The sequence below is a fragment of the Actinomadura roseirufa genome (assembly GCF_900659635.1).
Taxonomy (GTDB): domain Bacteria; phylum Actinomycetota; class Actinomycetes; order Streptosporangiales; family Streptosporangiaceae; genus Spirillospora; species Spirillospora roseirufa.
Window position 1 is genome coordinate 1 of record NZ_CAACVB010000015.1, and the last position, 14,068, is coordinate 14,068.

A 14,068-nucleotide genomic window follows, 5' to 3' on the forward strand; every position below is an offset into this window, starting at 1 on the left:
CACCAATGATACCGAAGTGACAATTAACGCGATCGCTGCTTAACTAGCACAACGGATCACGGGGTGGCCTTTTCTTACACCACTCCCATGGACGCGGCCCGACACCGTCCCCGGCACTGGCTCGGTGTGCACCCGAACGCCACAGTCGCCGATACCGAAGGATGCGCGTACGAGCCGGGGCCTGTTCTGGACGCGAACGCCGGACGGCATCGTAATGACGGGCGACCGACAAGAACGTCGCAATCTGGCAGTGCTTTCTTCGTCTTGGAGGTGGGCCGTGGCAACAGGACCATGGAACCTTTGGAGAGACCTTCCGCTCGCTCCGAGAATGAGGCAGGCCCGAATGATCGATGCTCCCGCGTCGTTGCTCCCCTGGCTCTCAAAGCAGCCGAGATCGCCGGCGACCTGGTGCGCACTCGCGTCCCCGGCCTGCTCACCGCCAAAGGCGACCGTGACATGGCCAGCGAGGTCGACTACGCGGTCGAACGCGCCGTCCGTGACTACCTCCGCGACCGCACGCCGGACATCGCCGTGCTCGGCGAAGAAGAGGGCATCACCGGCGATTCCAGGGGCGACCTTCTGTGGGCCGTCGACCCGGTGGACGGGACCGCCAACTTCGTCCGAGGCATTCCCTTGTGCGCCTTCTCACTCGGTCTGGTCCGCAAAGGGCGCTCGGTGGTCGGCGTCATCGACGTGCCGTTCCTGGGCACCCGCTACCACGCGGCCCAAGACATCGGCGCCTACGTCGGCGACCGCCGCATCCACGCCGGAACGACCACCGATCTCAGAGACGCCATCGTCGGTATAGGCGACTACGCCATAGGTGAAGGAGCCGAGTCAGAGAACCGCCTGCGTCTTGCGCTCACCGAACGCCTGGCCGACAACGTCCAGCGCATTCGCATGCTCGGCTCGGCGGCCGTCGATCTGGCCTGGGTCGCCGAGGGCAAGCTGGACGCCAGCATCATGCTGTCCAATCACCCCTGGGACACCGCGGCCGGCGCCATCATCGCCCGCGAGGCCGGAGCCGTCGTCAGCGACATTGACGGCACCCCCCACACCTTCACCTCCTCCGCCACCATCGCCTCGGCCCCTGCGATCACCAAGGAAATCGCAGCACTCATCCAAGAAACGAGCCAGACCACGAACAGTGCGTGAGCAAAGCGGCATTGCCGCTCGTCCGGCCGAGTTCGATCTCATGATCAGCTTGTACGTGCGGGAGGGGCGGCCCGCCCGGCGGCGTCGAGCATCTGCGCGTGGAAGTACTCGACGGGCCGCTGACCGCCGAGCAGATCGAGGCGGTGCCCCGCGCGGCCACGGTCGGTCGTCTACGCCCGTGCCGTGTGCCGCTCTAGGGCCATGTGCCCCATTTGGGGGGTGACTCGGTGGTGGCTTCGAACTGGCGGGCCCTGCTCAGGCACTTCGGGCAGATCGGCTCGTCAGTCGATCGGGCCACCGCCTCGGGCGTCGCCGGGCGCAGCGAGCCCAGCACGGTCATTCCGGGCGGCAGGGTGGTCTGAGGGTCGATCAGGACGGTCTCGACGGTCCTGGGGTCGAACTCGAAGGTCTGCCTGCACGCCGCACATCGTCCTGTGTCCAAGGGCTCTTCATCCGGCATCTTGCCAGCCCATCACCGCTGAGGGTCGTCCACAAGACGCAGGCGCCCAATCCGCGAGGCCCATGGCGAAAGGCACCCTGATCACGGGCAGGTCATGACCCGGCGGGGCGCCGGCCGGCGGTGAGCGGTCTGCTCGTGGTTCACGAATCGCCACTCGCGCGACGTTCATCTCTGAGGTGAGTCGCTTCTGTTTCATCGCTTCCAGAACGGGTCCTCGCGTTGCTGTCCATGCCTCGCATCATCGTGGAGAAGGTGTAAAAGGCGTCTTCGACCGCGTCCATGTCCTCGGGAAGCGGTCCCTCCCAGGCCACGTAGACCCGGTGGCCGCCGCCCCTCCGGGAGAAGGCGAGGAAGGAGAAGTCGTCCTCGCCGGGCGGGCCGATGTCGGCCAGGTCTCGGCGCTCGGAGACGCGGGTACCCCGTGGCGGGACGATCTCCATCGCGGCCGGCCTCCGCTGCTCCGCGAGGACTGCGGTCACGCTCCCGGGCTGCCAGCGCATGGCCCGGTCGAGACCCGCCGCCGTGGCGCTCCGCGGGGCCCAGGATCGGCGCAGCTCCTCGAGGTCGCGTTCCGAGAGGGCGGCATCACGAGCCACGTCGGCCCAGGTCAGCCCTAGTTCGCCCATGCGGTCCCGGACGAGGTCGGCGAGCAGTTCCCGGCCCGGTGGGGGCGGCTCGTACTCGATGGGCTCCTGGCCCTCCGACAGGCGGACCAGATCGCCCGGATACCAGCCGAGAGCGCGCTCGACGCGGCTGCGGGTGCCGGCCTGCGGCCAGCGTTCGCCCGACTCCAGGTTGTAGATCGTCTTCCGGTCGACGGAAGCCCGCTCGGCGAGTTGCTCTTGGGTCAACCCCAGATCGCCACGTCGGGCCGAGACGTAGCGGGCGACTCGCACAAGATCGCGCTTCATGCTCCTATCATGCCGGGCATTTTGGGGAACTTCTATCGTTTGCGCGCCAATAGTTGCCTACGCCAAGTCTCTTTCGATTGCCTCTACATAAGAGAAATTATGGAAACATGACACCTCAGAGGCCCTGAGCGTCCCTCGGGCGTTGTGGTCATCCCGCTGGCCATGCTTGCCAAGTTCCCCATAGTTCCCCACATTTGCCCACCGGCTCGGGGTCCGTCGCGTCTCCCCGCTCTCGTCCCGCGGCCCATGCGGCTGTTCACCGCGTCGTCGGGGATCCGGCTGAGCCTCGTGACGTCCAGGGGGATCATGTCGCCGGATGCGCGGTGCTCACGGCAGCGGGTGCGGGCCAGTCGGCAGCGTCGTCTCATGGCGGCGGGCGGACAGTGATCGCGAGAGGCCTCGTCCACCGGACGGGCACGAAGCGGCGGGCCGGTCCGCTGGACTCGCGGGCGGATTCAGCCGTGGTCGGCGGTCAGGGCGGGGCCCGGCGCCGCGGGGGCCGGGAGGATCAGATCGGGGAAGGCCGCCACGCTGGGGAGGACGTGGGTGGCGCCGGCCGCGAGGAGGCGGGAGCGGTCGTGCGCGCCGGTCAGGACGCCGGCGACGACGGACGCGCCGGCGCTGCGGCCGCAGCGCATGTCGTTCGCGGTGTCGCCGCAGACCGCGACGTGCCGGACGTCGTCGGCGCCGAGGCGCAGGGCGGCGGTCAGGACGAGGTCGGGCCGGGGGCGGCCGCGGCCGTCCTCGGGGCCGAGGGTGAGGTCGGCGAGGTCCCACCAGCCGAGGGCGTCGAGGATGCGGGACTGGGTGCGGCGGCCGAAGCCGGTCAGCAGGGTGACCTTCACACCGGCGGCGCGGATGCGCTCGATGGCGTGGGCGGCGCCGGGGACGGGATGGAGGCCGCGGCGGTCGACGAGCTGCTCGTAGGACCGTTCGAAGGCCAGGTGGGCGGCCTGGGCGCGGGCCTCGTCGAAGAGCGAGCGGAAGACCTCGATCGTGGAGCCGCCGCGCGACTCGCGGACGCGGGCCATCGCGGCGCCGTGGGCTCCCGTGCCGGGGGCGATCCCCAGGGCGGCGATCGCCTCGGCGAACGCGGTCTCGACGGTGTCACCGTCGGCGACAGTGGTCCCGGCGAGATCGAGGCAGACGATGGAGATCGTCTCTGCTTCGCTCACGCCGGGGCCTCCCTCGAAGTCGGGCGTGCGCTCTCCGCGGGACTATCGCCGGCGTCTCAGCTGTCGGACGAGGTGGCCTCGGTCCACAGGTCGAGCTCGGCGCGGTCCTGCTGGAGGCGGCGCCAGACGGCGAAGCCGCCGAGAGCGACGACGGCGAGAATGAGAAGCTTCTTCACGGTGGGGACCCCTTCACCTCGGTTACGAAGCCAAACCCGGGAACGATACGGATCAGTGATGCTCCCCCAGGCTCTTCGCAGCCTAGCAACCGATCCCGGTCGGTCCGCACCCGCACGGGGTTATCGGACCTGGAGTCCAATCCGGGTATGGCGGCCGCGCCTCTCGCCGGATCGGGCGCGTGGCCGGATAATCCGGGGGACGACCCTTCGGGAGTGCCGATGCCAGAGGACGACTTCGGGCTCTGGGAGCGTGAGCTCGACCCAGCTCCGGAGGAGGAGAGGTCCGGCGGGCGCGGGATGGTGGTGGTCGCCGGTCTCACGGCGACGGGCTGCACCGCGATGATCGCGCTGGGCGAGGTGCCGCTGGGCACGGCAGGGCTGGTGCTGTCGTCGATCATCCTGTTGCTGTGGCGGATCGGCCTCTGATGGACGGGCGGCGCGGTGTGGAGCCGCGCGAAGCGGACGTCCCGCCGACCGTGCGGCCACCGGACTTCGCCGGAGCCTGCCGGGGAAGCCGATCGCACACGGTGAGCACGCGAGGTCGGCGGGGCGGGCGGATGGCCGATCGTGGCCGTAGGGCGCCCGGTCCTCTTCTCCTCACTCGCAGGTAAGGCCGGCGTACGGCCGACCGGCGTCCGGGTCCGCGCGGCAGGCGTTGACACGGCGGATCTCCCGCGGTACATCCGGCTCAGCCGCTTGATCAGCGGGACGAGCCGGCGCGCCGTCCCCCAGGGCCCACCTCGCCCGTCGTGCGCGCCCTCGTGAGGAGGTCCGTGCATGGTGAGAGGAAAGGCAAGCGCGATCGGAGCGGTGGCCGCGGCCGTCCTGCCCCTGGCGGCGGCACCGGCCCACGCCGCGGCCCCGCCGGAGGCGACGGTGGTGCCGATCCAGGTCACCGGCGATCCCGCGAAGCGTTTCAACCTGGTCATCATGGGCGACGGTTACACGGCGGCGGACATGCCGAAGTTCCGGACCCACCTGGCCAAGCACCTGAACGACCTGTGGACGATCGAACCGTTCGCGTCGTACCGGAGCTACGTCAACGTGTACGCGGTCGAGATCCCCTCGGGGGAGTCGGGGGTGAGCTGCGACCCGGACCTGTCCTCCCCACGTCACAAGACACCACTGAGCATGGGGTTCTGGGGTGGGTGCCAGCAGAACGGCCTGCAACGGCTTCTCGTCATGGACGAGGACGCCGCCAAGACGTACGCGGATCTCGTCCCAGGGGCGACGACGGGAAATCGTCAGATCCTCGCCCTGGCCAACAGCGACACCTATGGCGGTGCGGGCGGCACGTACGCGACGGCGTCCGGGGGGAACGCATTGTCCGCTCTCATCGCCCCACACGAACTCGGGCATTCGCTCGGTGGACTGGACGACGAGTACGACTACTACCAGCGTGGCGTGCCCGGCGGGACGTACACGGGACCTGAGCCCACGTCCATCCACCACACGCTGCTCACCGAGCAGGAGATGACAACACAGAAGAAGAAGTGGTGGCGCTGGCTGGGCGAACGCAGCGAGGCCGGCGGCACCATAGGACGGTACGAAGGCGGCCTCTACAGCAGCAAGGGGGTGTGGAGGCCGAGCCGTCACTCCATGATGAAGACGCTCGGCTACTACTACGACCAGGTCGGACGCGAGCGGATGACCGAGCGGATCTCCGCCAAGGTCAACCTCGTCCAGAGCAACACCCCAACCGAGCAGCCCGTGGGCACCGACCGGGTTCTGTGGGTGGAAGCGCTGCATCCGACCGGCCACTCGTTGTCCATCACGTGGACCGTGGACGACAAGCCGCTACGCAATGCCGGTGCGAACCTCGACCTTTCCCGGCTGCACCTCCAGTCGGGTGCGCACACGGTCAAGGCCACGGTCACCGACCCCACCGACTTCGTCCGTGATCCGGCGATCCGCTCGTCGGCCGCGCTCACCCAGGTCCGCACGTGGACTGTGGATACGCGCCTGGAGACCCCGCCGACACAGGTGCCTGTCGACTTCACGTCCACCTCACCGACCGATCTGCCTGTGGGTGGGAAGAGCGTCGTGTTCGCTGAGACCACCCACCCGGTGCAGGACGTCCCCGAGGTCCGCTGGGAGTTGGACGGGCGGAACGTGCGCGGCAATGACCGTGACATCGACCTCGGACGGTTCCGGCTTCACGAAGGGACGCATCGTCTTGTCGCACGGGTCGGCTCCCAGACCCGGACGTGGACAGTCGACGCGGGACGTCCCACGGTGCAATACGAGCTCTCCAAGGCCGCCTGGAGCCAGACTCGTCCTGGACACACTCCCGAGTACCTCTTCGACGGTCCGTTCACCATGCGGCTCACCGGGACGGACGACCGGCCCGGCGTAGTGGTGTCGGAGTTCCGTGTGGACGGGGACGGCTGGTTCAACTACTTCGGCTGGCCCACTGACTCGCAGGCACCGTTCCTGTTCACGGAGAACGGCACCGTCATCGACAGCCTGACCTACGGGAAGCTCGGCAAGGGCCGGCACGTCGTGGAGTACCGCGCGATCGACTCCGCGGGCAACGTCGGCGACGCGCGGAAGTTCGTCGTCACCCTGCGCTGACCACGCGGCGGGCCGTCCCCGATCCGGGGACGGCCCGCCGCACGACCTGAGGGCCTTATCCGGCGGCCGGTGCCGGATCCCCGTCAACGTCAACGGGCACGCTGTCCGTCGGAACGCTGTCCGTCGGCAGGGCTTCCGACGGCATGGCGTTCGCCGGGATGGGGTCGGACTCCGCGGTCGGGGCGTGGCGCGCGGTGGCCAGGACGGAGCCGCCCAGGATCAACGCGAACGAGACGGTGATCGTCGCGGTGAGTGGCTCGTCCAGGAACAGCACGCCCGCGACGACCGCGACGGCGGGGTTCACGTAGGTGAACACCATCGCCCGCGAGGTGCCGACCTCCCGGATGAGCTCGAAGAACACCAGGAAGGCCAGCGCCGTGCAGAGGACCCCGAGCCCGGCCAGCGCCCACAGGACGCGGGCGCTCGGGCGCTCGTCCGGCCAGGTGGCGATCGCCGGCCCGGTGTAGGCGAGCGCCGCCAGGGCGAGGGACGACGTGGCGAGGTGGAGGCTGGAGAGGTTCTGGAGGCGCCTGGTCGCGATCAGTGGCGCCCCGGCGTAGCCGAGGGCGACCAGCAGGACCTCACCGAGCGCCCAGGTGTCGCCGCCGCCGAGGTACGGGCCGGCCAGCACGCCGACGCCGCCCAGCCCGACCAGCAGGCCCGCCCAGCGGAGCGGGCCCAGCCGCTCGGCGTCGCCGGTGAGCCGGGCCAGCAGCACCGCGATGATCGGGACGGCGGCGATCAGCAGGCCGGTCATCGAGCTGGTCAGCCGGTGCTCGGCGTCCGAGAGCAGCGCCCACGGCCCGAGGATCTCCAGCGCGGCGAACAGCAGCAGCGGCCGCCAGTGCCGGAGGACGGCGGCGGCCATCCCGCCGGCCCGGATCGCCAGGGGCAGCAGCAGAAGGGCACCGAGGGCGGTCCGCGCGAACACCAGCACCGGGACCGAGACCCCGTCGACGGCCACCTTGATCATCAAATAGGGGATCCCCCACAGCACGCTCATCAGCGCGAACAGCACCCAGCCGCGGCGACTCACCACGTTCTCCCGTTCTGTCTCCACCACCCCGCCCCCGGCGGGCACCGGCTCAGACTGCTGGGCGGCGCAGGGCGGCGTCTTGAACGCTGTTGCGGTAAGCGCCCGGGGTGACGCCCAGCACGCGCCGGAACCAGCGCGTGAGGTGCGCCTGGTCGGCGAACCCGACCAGTGAGGCCGCTTCAGCGGGACGGTGCCCGGCATCCAGCAAGCTCCGCGCGCGCGCCACTCGATGCTGGGCCAGCCAAGCGTACGGAGGCATGCCCATGGCGTCACGGAACGCGCGCAACAACTGGTAGCGGGAAAGGTCGAGGTCGTCGGCGACTTGGGCGAGCGTCGGCGGGGCGACCAGTTCGTCCGACAGGCGGGCCGCGACCGTGCGGGCGATCCGCCCGGTGTCGGGTCCGCGCCGCGTGGTGGCACCGCCCGGGGCCGGCCCGGTCGCCGCGTGCCGGCCGACGAGCGCGCCGAGCACGCCGAGCAGCCGGGTCTCCCCCTCCAGCGGGTCGTCGCCGAGGCGCAGCGCGCGGTGCGCCTGCCAGAGCGCCTCGCCGAGACCGGGGTCGTCGATGACCGGCTCGCGGAAGTGCGTTCCCACCGGCTCGCGCGTCAGCACCGCGTCCACCAGCTCGGCGCGCGGGTACAGGGCCACGTAGGCGAAGCCGTCCGGGCCCGCCGGGCCGCCGGTGTGCGCCTCCCCCGGCTCGATCACGACGATGTTCCCGGCCGCCGAGTACAGCCGCTCCCCGCGGTAGCGCATGGTCTCCACCCCGTCGACGCACACCCCGATCGCGAACTCGTCGTGGATGTGCGGCGCGTAGTGCAGGCTGCCGAACCTGGCCGTCAGCAGGTCGAGCGAGTCACCCTGGATCCCGCCGACCCGCGTCCACTCGGCGTGGTCGCCGGTCCGGCCGGACGGCGGACCGGGATCGTGACCGATCCGGCCGGGGGCCCGCTCGGCGACGGCGTCGTCGTGGTCCGCGGCCGGACGGTCAGGCGGAGAAGAGGAGGCGGAGCCGCCAGCGGTCGCGGTCACGGCCGAGCTCCGCGACCGCGACACCCTCGGCGCCGGTGACGCGGACACGGTAGACCTGCCCCTCCCGGGACGACCCGTAGGTCTTCAGGACCTCGTCCACGGCGTAGCGCGACCCCCGCCACTCGTACGCGGTGAGCCGCCCGGCCGGGTCGTGCTCGGCCTGGATCGGCTCGTTGAGAAGGTGCCCCATAGGTCCGCGAGCCTAGCACGCATTCGAACTGATGTTCGCAGGTCGGGGGCGGTACGGCGGGTGCCCGGACGGCCACCGCGGGGCGCGCGGCACCGGTCTCGGCACCGGCCCCGGCACCCGTCCGCGCGCCATCGTACGCGCGCGTGCGGGCGTACGCCGGGCGTGGCGCGAGGGTGCCCGGGCGCGTGTCCATGTCGCCATTAAGTCGCAGCATGCGAACCATGTCCAGACCAACCGAAAACCCCATGGCGCCCTTCTCGGGGGTAGGACGACGGCGTACCGCGAAGGGGGACGAATGATCAACGGGGCGCACGTCATCCTCTACAGCCGCGACGCGGCGGCCGACCGCGCGTTCATCCGCGACGTCCTGGGGTTCCGGGACGTCGACGCGGGGAAGGGCTGGCTCGTCTTCAAGCTGCCGCCCGCCGAGCTGGCCGCCCACCCGACCGAGGGCGCGCCACGTCACGAGTTCTACCTGATGTGCGACGACATCCAGGCCACGCTCGCCGACCTGACCGCGCGGGGCGTGCACGTGGACGTGCCGGTGAGCGACCAGGGCTGGGGCCTGCTCGCGGCCATCCGGCTGCCGAGCGGGGGCGAGTTGCCCATCTATGAGCCGCACCACCCCACGGCGAAGGATCTCTGACCCGGTTGTCCACAGGCTGGGGGCAACTTTGCACACACCTTCGCGACCCCTTGAGCAGGCCCTTCGAGGGTCTGTGTCCACAGCGAAATCCCCAGTCCACAGGCTTTTCATGGGATCCCGAGCGGTATTCGTCCCGCCGTCCACACGCCCTGATGATCCCCTACAGTATCCACAGCCTGTGGATAACGTCGGTGCACAACCTGGGTATCACGCGCGCGAGCGATGTCCACCATTCTTCCCCAGGAGACCCCTCTTGCCCTGGACCACTTATCCACGGCGTGGATAACCCGGTGACCAGCGACAAGGACACGTGACGCACACGTCCGCGCACGGACTGTTCACATCCTGTGGGCAACCATCTCCACAGCCCGGCGCGACCGGTGGACAACGTCACCCACCGGCAATCCCCAGCCTGGTCCCCAGCCCGACACGGTTATCCACCATGCGCACACCGTCCCCGGGCGTCTCATCGAAGCGGGCAGACGAGGATGACCGCCGTCCAGCCAGATCCCCGCAGTCGCCGAGGAATGACGAGCGCGAACGTCCGCCGGGCTAGTCGGCCGACAACCCCCAGTAGAGGATTTCCTGGTGCTCATGCCCGTCGCGGTTGGCGGCGGCGCCGGCTCAGGCGGACGGGGCGAGGGCGCGCTCGATGATCGCGCGCGCGGCCTCGCGCGCCGCCGGAACGGTGTCGGTGATCGTCTCCAGCGCCGCGGCGGACATGGCGCCGTCGAGCAGGATCGTCAGCTCGCGGGCGAGGCGCGCCGGGTCCGCGGCGCCGGCCTGGGCGGCGAGGTCGCGCACCCAGGCCCGGACGGCCCGCTTGTGCTCGACCGTGGCCTGGTGGACCGGCGTGCCCGGCAGGGACTCGCTCGCCGTGTTCACGAAGACGCAGCCGCGGAACTTCTCGCCGTCGCCCTTCGCCGCCTCGATCGCGCCGAACATCCCGGCGAGCCGCTCGCGCGGATCGTCTCCGGCGGCGGCCGCCGCCTCGCGGAGCATCCGCCGCCACTTCTCGTCGGCCTGCCGCAGGAACGTCAGCACCAGGTCGTCCTTGGACTTGAAGTTCGCGTACAGGCTCGCCTTCGCCACGCCGGACTCGGCGATGATCCGGTCGATGCCGACGCCGCGGATGCCGTAGGCGTAGAAGAGGTCGGTCGCCGTCCGGAGTATCCGGTCACGGGCGGGTTCACGCGTCTTCGCGGCCATCGGACGGCTCCTCCCAGATGGCTCTCCATCCTATGGACAGACAGGTCGGTCCGGCTAATGCGTCCGCCCGCGCACCGGACGGAACACCTGGCCCTGTGCGTCCCCGCCGATGGCCTCGGCGTACGCACGCGCCACGTCCGCCGCCGGGGTCCCCGCGGCACCGTCCCGGCCGATGGCCTCCAGCGTCTCGGCCACCCACCCTGGGCTCACCGCGTTCACCCGGAGTCCGCGCGGCATCTCGGGCGCCGCCGCCCGGACGAACGCCTCCAGCCCCGCGTTGACGAGCACGCCGGAGGCCATACCGAGCATGGGTTCCTCGAAGGTTCCGCTGGTCAGCGTGACCGAGCCACCGTCCCGCAGATGGCGGGCCGCCCGGCGCACCAGATGGACCTGCCCCAGCAGCTTTCCGCGCGTCGCCGCCAGGAAGTCGTCGTCCGAGGTGAGCGGGACGAGCGCGCCGCTCGCCGCGCAGCACACGACGGCGTCCACGTCCCGGACGGCGGTGAAGAGCTCGTCCACCGAGCCCTCGTCGTCCATGTCGACGCGTACGGGACCGCGCCGCGAAGCGCGCACGACCTCGTGCTCCCGCTCCAGCAGCGCGACGACGGCCGAACCGATGGTGCCGCCCGCACCGATCACCACGATCTTCATGATTCTCCTGTCAGACCGCGGCACGCCGCGGGGACCCGGCCAGCAGCGCGCGGTAGCTCCGCACGTGCCCGGCGAGCGCCTCGTCCCCGATGGACGACGCGCCATGCACGATGAACGGCCGCTCGTAGCGCATCCCGGTGAGGTTGGCCGTCGCGTCGAACGGCAGTAGCAGGTCGACCACCGGGAACCGGTTGAGCCCGCCGGGACGGTAGAGGTCCTCGCCTCCGCCGACGGCGGTGACGATCTGCATCGACCTGCCGCGCAGCGCGTGGCCCGCCGGGCCGTACGCCCAGCCGCGCTCGAAGACCTCGTCCAGCCACTTCTTCAGCAGCGGCGGAACCGAGTACCAGTAGAAGGGGAACTGCAGGACGACGCGGTCGTGCCCGACGAGGAGCCGCTGCTCGCGCGGCACGTCGAGGCGCAGGTCGGGGTACTCCGCGTAGAGGTCGTGGACGGTGACGTCCGGCAGGTCGCGGACGCCGTCCGCCAGCGCCGCGGTGACCCGGGAGGCGCCGAGGTCGGGGTGAGCGAGCACGACGAGCGTGCGTCCCATGGCGATCACACCTTTCGGAACCAGGTAGACAGGTCTGTCTAGTCGATGCTCAGATTAAGCAGACAGACCTGTCTAGTCAACTTTGGGAGAGACTCCCCGGGAACGCGCCCGAGTGAACGAGAACGATCAGCCGCTACAGGGCGTCTCTCAGAGGGTCTCCGCCCCGCGGTCGGGCGCCCACAACCGGTCGGCGTCCCCGGCGGCGACCCGCCCCCGGTACACGCCGATCTTGTGCTCGATGAGCTGGAGGTGCTGATGCATCTCGGCGAGCTTGGCGATCACGTCGGCGCGGTGGGCCTCCATGAGCGCGAGCCGCTCCCGCTCGTTGCCGTGTCCTTCGGCCACGAGCCGGGCGTACCGCCGGATCGTCCGGATGGGCATGCCGGTGGCCCGCAACCGGGTGCACACGGTGATCCACTCGAGGTCGAGCCGGTGGTAGCGGCGCCGGTTCCCGGCGGTGCGGTCCACGGGCGTGACGACCAGCCCGGCGCGCTCGTAGTACCGCAGCGTATGCACGCTGACCCCGGTGCGACGTGCGGCCTCGGCGATCGGCACGCCCGCCTCGGGAAGATCGTCCGCGTCCTGCCGGTTGACTTCGAGCACGCTCTAAATCCTAGCCTCCGTGCCCATGAGCACTTCGACACCGCCGGAGAGCACGCCCGGCGAGCTCACCCGCCGCCACCGGTACCTGGTGCTCACGATCTGCTGCGCGAGCGTCCTGGTCGTGGTCATGGACATCTCCATCGTCACCGTGGCGCTGCCGGCGATCCGCCGCGACCTGCACGCCTCCGTGTCCGGCCTGCAATGGACGATCGACGCCTACACGCTGGTCCTGGCGAGCTTCCTGGTCCTGGCCGGGTCCACCGCCGACCGGGTCGGCCGCCGGCGGATCTTCCGGATCGGGCTCGCGGTGTTCGGGCTCGGCTCGCTGCTGTGCGGCCTCGCACCGGGCGTCGGCTGGCTGATCGCCGCGCGCGCCATGCAGGCCGCCGGCGGCACGATGCTCAACCCGGTGGCGATGGCGATCGTCGCCACCACGTTCACCGATCCGCGCGAGCGGGCCGGCGCCATCGGCGTGTTCGGCTCGACGGCCGGCCTGTCGCTGGCCCTCGGCCCGGTCCTCGGCGGCGCGCTGGTCGACCGCCTCGGCTGGCACTCCGTCTTCTGGGTCAACGTGCCGGTCGTGGCCGCCGCGCTCGCGGGGGCGGCGCGGTTCGTCCCTGAGTCCCGCGCCCCGCGGGCGCGCCGCGCGGATCCGGCGGGCCAGGCGCTGGTGATCCTGATGCTGGGCGGCGTCGTCTACGCGATCATCGAGTCCCGGCGGCTGGGCTGGACCTCACCGCTCATCGTCGGCCTGCTCGCCGTCGCCCTGCTCGCCGCGCTGGGCCTCCTCCGCCACGAGTCGCGCCGCGCCGACCCGCTGCTGGAACTGCGCCTGTTCCGCAGCGTGTCGTTCAGCTCTGCGATCCTCATGGCACTGTTCGCCCTGTGCGGGTTCAGCGCCTTCCTGTTCGTGACCACGCAGTACCTTCAGGACGTGCGCGGCATGTCGGCGCTGGCCGCGGGGCTGTGCCTGCTGCCGGTCGGCGGGCTGATCGCGGTGTTCTCCCCGCTCGTCGGGCGGACGGTCGGCGCGCGCGGCCCCCGGCTTCCGCTCGTGATCGCCGGGACCTGCCTCGCGCTGGGCGGCGCCGCGTCGCTCCGCCTCGGCCCGGCCACCCCGCTCCCGGCCGTCCTCGCGGTCTACCTGCTGTTCGGTGCCTTCCTCGCCGCCGTCAACCCGCCGATCACCAACACGGCCGTCACCGGGATGCCGCGCTCGATGGCGGGGGTGGCGGGGTCCCTGGCCTCCGCCGGACGGCAGACCGGCACCACCCTGGGCGTCGCGATCTCCGGGACGATCGTGGGCTCCGCCGCGTCGCACGGCGGCACGGCGTTCACCGGCGCCGCGCACCGCGTGTGGTGGCTGGTGCTCGCCCTCGGCGTCGGCATCGTCCTGCTGGGGCTGCTCAGCACCGGCCGCTGGGCCAGGTCCACCGCCACCCGCGCAGCGGCCCTGTTCGACGAGGTGGACCGAGGCACGGACCTCCGAACCCCCTCCCACCGATGACCGACGGTACCCACCGCCCCTGGCGAAGCCCGAGTCCTGCGCTTTACAACGCGACCCGATTAGTGAACCCGCGCCAACGCGGTCGAACTGCTCGAATGGTTCTGTCGACGTCTAGCGGCAGCGTTTGTCGATGAGTTTGGGCAACGCCCCTGATCATCGAAATCTGGTGTCGATGAGTTTGGTGAACAC

General features: G+C 70.7%; 16 protein-coding genes. 5 read left to right on the forward strand and 11 right to left on the reverse strand.

Features of this window, described 5'->3' with window-relative positions; genetic code table 11:
* Positions 1 to 393 precede the first annotated feature (393 nt).
* Complete coding sequence (locus E1291_RS05280; RefSeq protein WP_370770950.1) at positions 394 to 1,155, forward strand: inositol monophosphatase family protein; 762 nt, start codon at positions 394 to 396, stop codon at positions 1,153 to 1,155.
* A gap of 193 nt (positions 1,156 to 1,348) precedes the next feature.
* On the opposite strand, the gene E1291_RS05285 is transcribed toward E1291_RS05280, so the two are convergent.
* From E1291_RS05285 to E1291_RS43785, 4 genes are all read right to left on the reverse strand, one after another.
* On the reverse strand, positions 1,349 to 1,597 hold the full coding sequence (locus tag E1291_RS05285; protein WP_131736448.1) for a hypothetical protein: 249 nt from the start codon (positions 1,595 to 1,597) through the stop codon (positions 1,349 to 1,351).
* A gap of 158 nt (positions 1,598 to 1,755) precedes the next feature.
* The gene (locus E1291_RS05290) at positions 1,756 to 2,526 is read right to left on the reverse strand and encodes a helix-turn-helix transcriptional regulator (protein ID WP_131736450.1); all 771 of its coding nucleotides are present in this window, start codon (positions 2,524 to 2,526) and stop codon (positions 1,756 to 1,758) included.
* 455 nt (positions 2,527 to 2,981) lie between these two features.
* On the reverse strand, positions 2,982 to 3,701 hold the full coding sequence (locus tag E1291_RS05295) for an HAD-IA family hydrolase (RefSeq protein ID WP_207400568.1): 720 nt from the start codon (positions 3,699 to 3,701) through the stop codon (positions 2,982 to 2,984).
* 56 nt (positions 3,702 to 3,757) lie between these two features.
* The gene (locus E1291_RS43785) at positions 3,758 to 3,877 is read right to left on the reverse strand and encodes a DLW-39 family protein (RefSeq protein ID WP_211238580.1); all 120 of its coding nucleotides are present in this window, start codon (positions 3,875 to 3,877) and stop codon (positions 3,758 to 3,760) included.
* 219 nt (positions 3,878 to 4,096) lie between these two features.
* Between E1291_RS43785 and E1291_RS05300 the strand changes: the two genes are divergently transcribed.
* Both E1291_RS05300 and E1291_RS05305 read left to right on the forward strand, forming a co-directional pair.
* Positions 4,097 to 4,303 (forward strand): hypothetical protein, encoded by a 207-nt coding sequence (locus E1291_RS05300; protein WP_131736452.1) that lies wholly within the window; start codon positions 4,097 to 4,099, stop codon positions 4,301 to 4,303.
* 351 nt (positions 4,304 to 4,654) lie between these two features.
* On the forward strand, positions 4,655 to 6,451 hold the full coding sequence (locus E1291_RS05305; protein WP_131736454.1) for a M64 family metallopeptidase: 1,797 nt from the start codon (positions 4,655 to 4,657) through the stop codon (positions 6,449 to 6,451).
* Positions 6,452 to 6,506: 55 nt separating this feature from the next.
* On the opposite strand, the gene E1291_RS05310 is transcribed toward E1291_RS05305, so the two are convergent.
* From E1291_RS05310 to E1291_RS05320, 3 genes are read right to left on the reverse strand one after another with little or no spacing between them, the layout of a single operon-like run.
* Positions 6,507 to 7,532, reverse strand: a complete 1,026-nt coding sequence (locus tag E1291_RS05310; protein ID WP_242613959.1) for a DMT family transporter — start codon at positions 7,530 to 7,532, stop codon at positions 6,507 to 6,509.
* 4 nt (positions 7,533 to 7,536) lie between these two features.
* On the reverse strand, positions 7,537 to 8,520 hold the full coding sequence (locus E1291_RS05315) for a helix-turn-helix transcriptional regulator (RefSeq protein ID WP_242613960.1): 984 nt from the start codon (positions 8,518 to 8,520) through the stop codon (positions 7,537 to 7,539).
* Positions 8,477 to 8,710 (reverse strand): hypothetical protein, encoded by a 234-nt coding sequence (locus tag E1291_RS05320; protein ID WP_131736456.1) that lies wholly within the window; start codon positions 8,708 to 8,710, stop codon positions 8,477 to 8,479. Before E1291_RS05320 ends, E1291_RS05315 begins: the two co-directional genes overlap by 44 nt.
* Positions 8,711 to 9,005: 295 nt before the next feature.
* Here E1291_RS05320 and E1291_RS05325 point away from each other — a divergent pair, with 295 nt between their 5' ends.
* The gene (locus tag E1291_RS05325; protein ID WP_131736458.1) at positions 9,006 to 9,356 is read left to right on the forward strand and encodes a VOC family protein; all 351 of its coding nucleotides are present in this window, start codon (positions 9,006 to 9,008) and stop codon (positions 9,354 to 9,356) included.
* Between the two features lie 624 nt (positions 9,357 to 9,980).
* On the opposite strand, the gene E1291_RS05330 is transcribed toward E1291_RS05325, so the two are convergent.
* From E1291_RS05330 to E1291_RS05345, 4 genes are all read right to left on the reverse strand, one after another.
* Positions 9,981 to 10,565, reverse strand: a complete 585-nt coding sequence (locus E1291_RS05330) for a TetR/AcrR family transcriptional regulator (protein WP_131736460.1) — start codon at positions 10,563 to 10,565, stop codon at positions 9,981 to 9,983.
* A 54-nt stretch (positions 10,566 to 10,619) separates the two neighbouring features.
* Positions 10,620 to 11,216 carry a short chain dehydrogenase gene (locus E1291_RS05335; RefSeq protein ID WP_131736462.1) on the reverse strand — a complete coding sequence of 199 codons (597 nt, stop codon included), beginning with the start codon at positions 11,214 to 11,216 and terminating at the stop codon, positions 10,620 to 10,622.
* Positions 11,217 to 11,226: 10 nt separating this feature from the next.
* Entirely contained in the window at positions 11,227 to 11,769 is a 543-nt protein-coding gene (locus tag E1291_RS05340; RefSeq protein WP_131736464.1) for an NAD(P)H-dependent oxidoreductase, read from the reverse strand.
* A gap of 147 nt (positions 11,770 to 11,916) precedes the next feature.
* Positions 11,917 to 12,372 carry a MerR family transcriptional regulator gene (locus tag E1291_RS05345; RefSeq protein ID WP_131736465.1) on the reverse strand — a complete coding sequence of 152 codons (456 nt, stop codon included), beginning with the start codon at positions 12,370 to 12,372 and terminating at the stop codon, positions 11,917 to 11,919.
* 25 nt (positions 12,373 to 12,397) lie between these two features.
* Here E1291_RS05345 and E1291_RS05350 point away from each other — a divergent pair, with 25 nt between their 5' ends.
* Positions 12,398 to 13,879 (forward strand): MFS transporter, encoded by a 1,482-nt coding sequence (locus tag E1291_RS05350; RefSeq protein ID WP_131736467.1) that lies wholly within the window; start codon positions 12,398 to 12,400, stop codon positions 13,877 to 13,879.
* Positions 13,880 to 14,068: the final 189 nt, after the last annotated feature.

What these genes read in the sequence shown, in the direction of transcription:
- E1291_RS05330 (WP_131736460.1), bottom strand. Translation starts at nt 10,565, where the DNA reads ATGGCCGCGAAGACGCGTGAACCCGCCCGTGACCGGATACTCCGGACG.
- E1291_RS05305 (WP_131736454.1), top strand. Translation starts at nt 4,655, where the DNA reads ATGGTGAGAGGAAAGGCAAGCGCGATCGGAGCGGTGGCCGCGGCCGTC.
- E1291_RS05350 (WP_131736467.1), top strand. Translation starts at nt 12,398, where the DNA reads ATGAGCACTTCGACACCGCCGGAGAGCACGCCCGGCGAGCTCACCCGC.
- E1291_RS05320 (WP_131736456.1), bottom strand. Translation starts at nt 8,710, where the DNA reads ATGGGGCACCTTCTCAACGAGCCGATCCAGGCCGAGCACGACCCGGCC.
- E1291_RS05290 (WP_131736450.1), bottom strand. Translation starts at nt 2,526, where the DNA reads ATGAAGCGCGATCTTGTGCGAGTCGCCCGCTACGTCTCGGCCCGACGT.
- E1291_RS05335 (WP_131736462.1), bottom strand. Translation starts at nt 11,216, where the DNA reads ATGAAGATCGTGGTGATCGGTGCGGGCGGCACCATCGGTTCGGCCGTC.
- E1291_RS05340 (WP_131736464.1), bottom strand. Translation starts at nt 11,769, where the DNA reads ATGGGACGCACGCTCGTCGTGCTCGCTCACCCCGACCTCGGCGCCTCC.
- E1291_RS05325 (WP_131736458.1), top strand. Translation starts at nt 9,006, where the DNA reads ATGATCAACGGGGCGCACGTCATCCTCTACAGCCGCGACGCGGCGGCC.
- E1291_RS05300 (WP_131736452.1), top strand. Translation starts at nt 4,097, where the DNA reads ATGCCAGAGGACGACTTCGGGCTCTGGGAGCGTGAGCTCGACCCAGCT.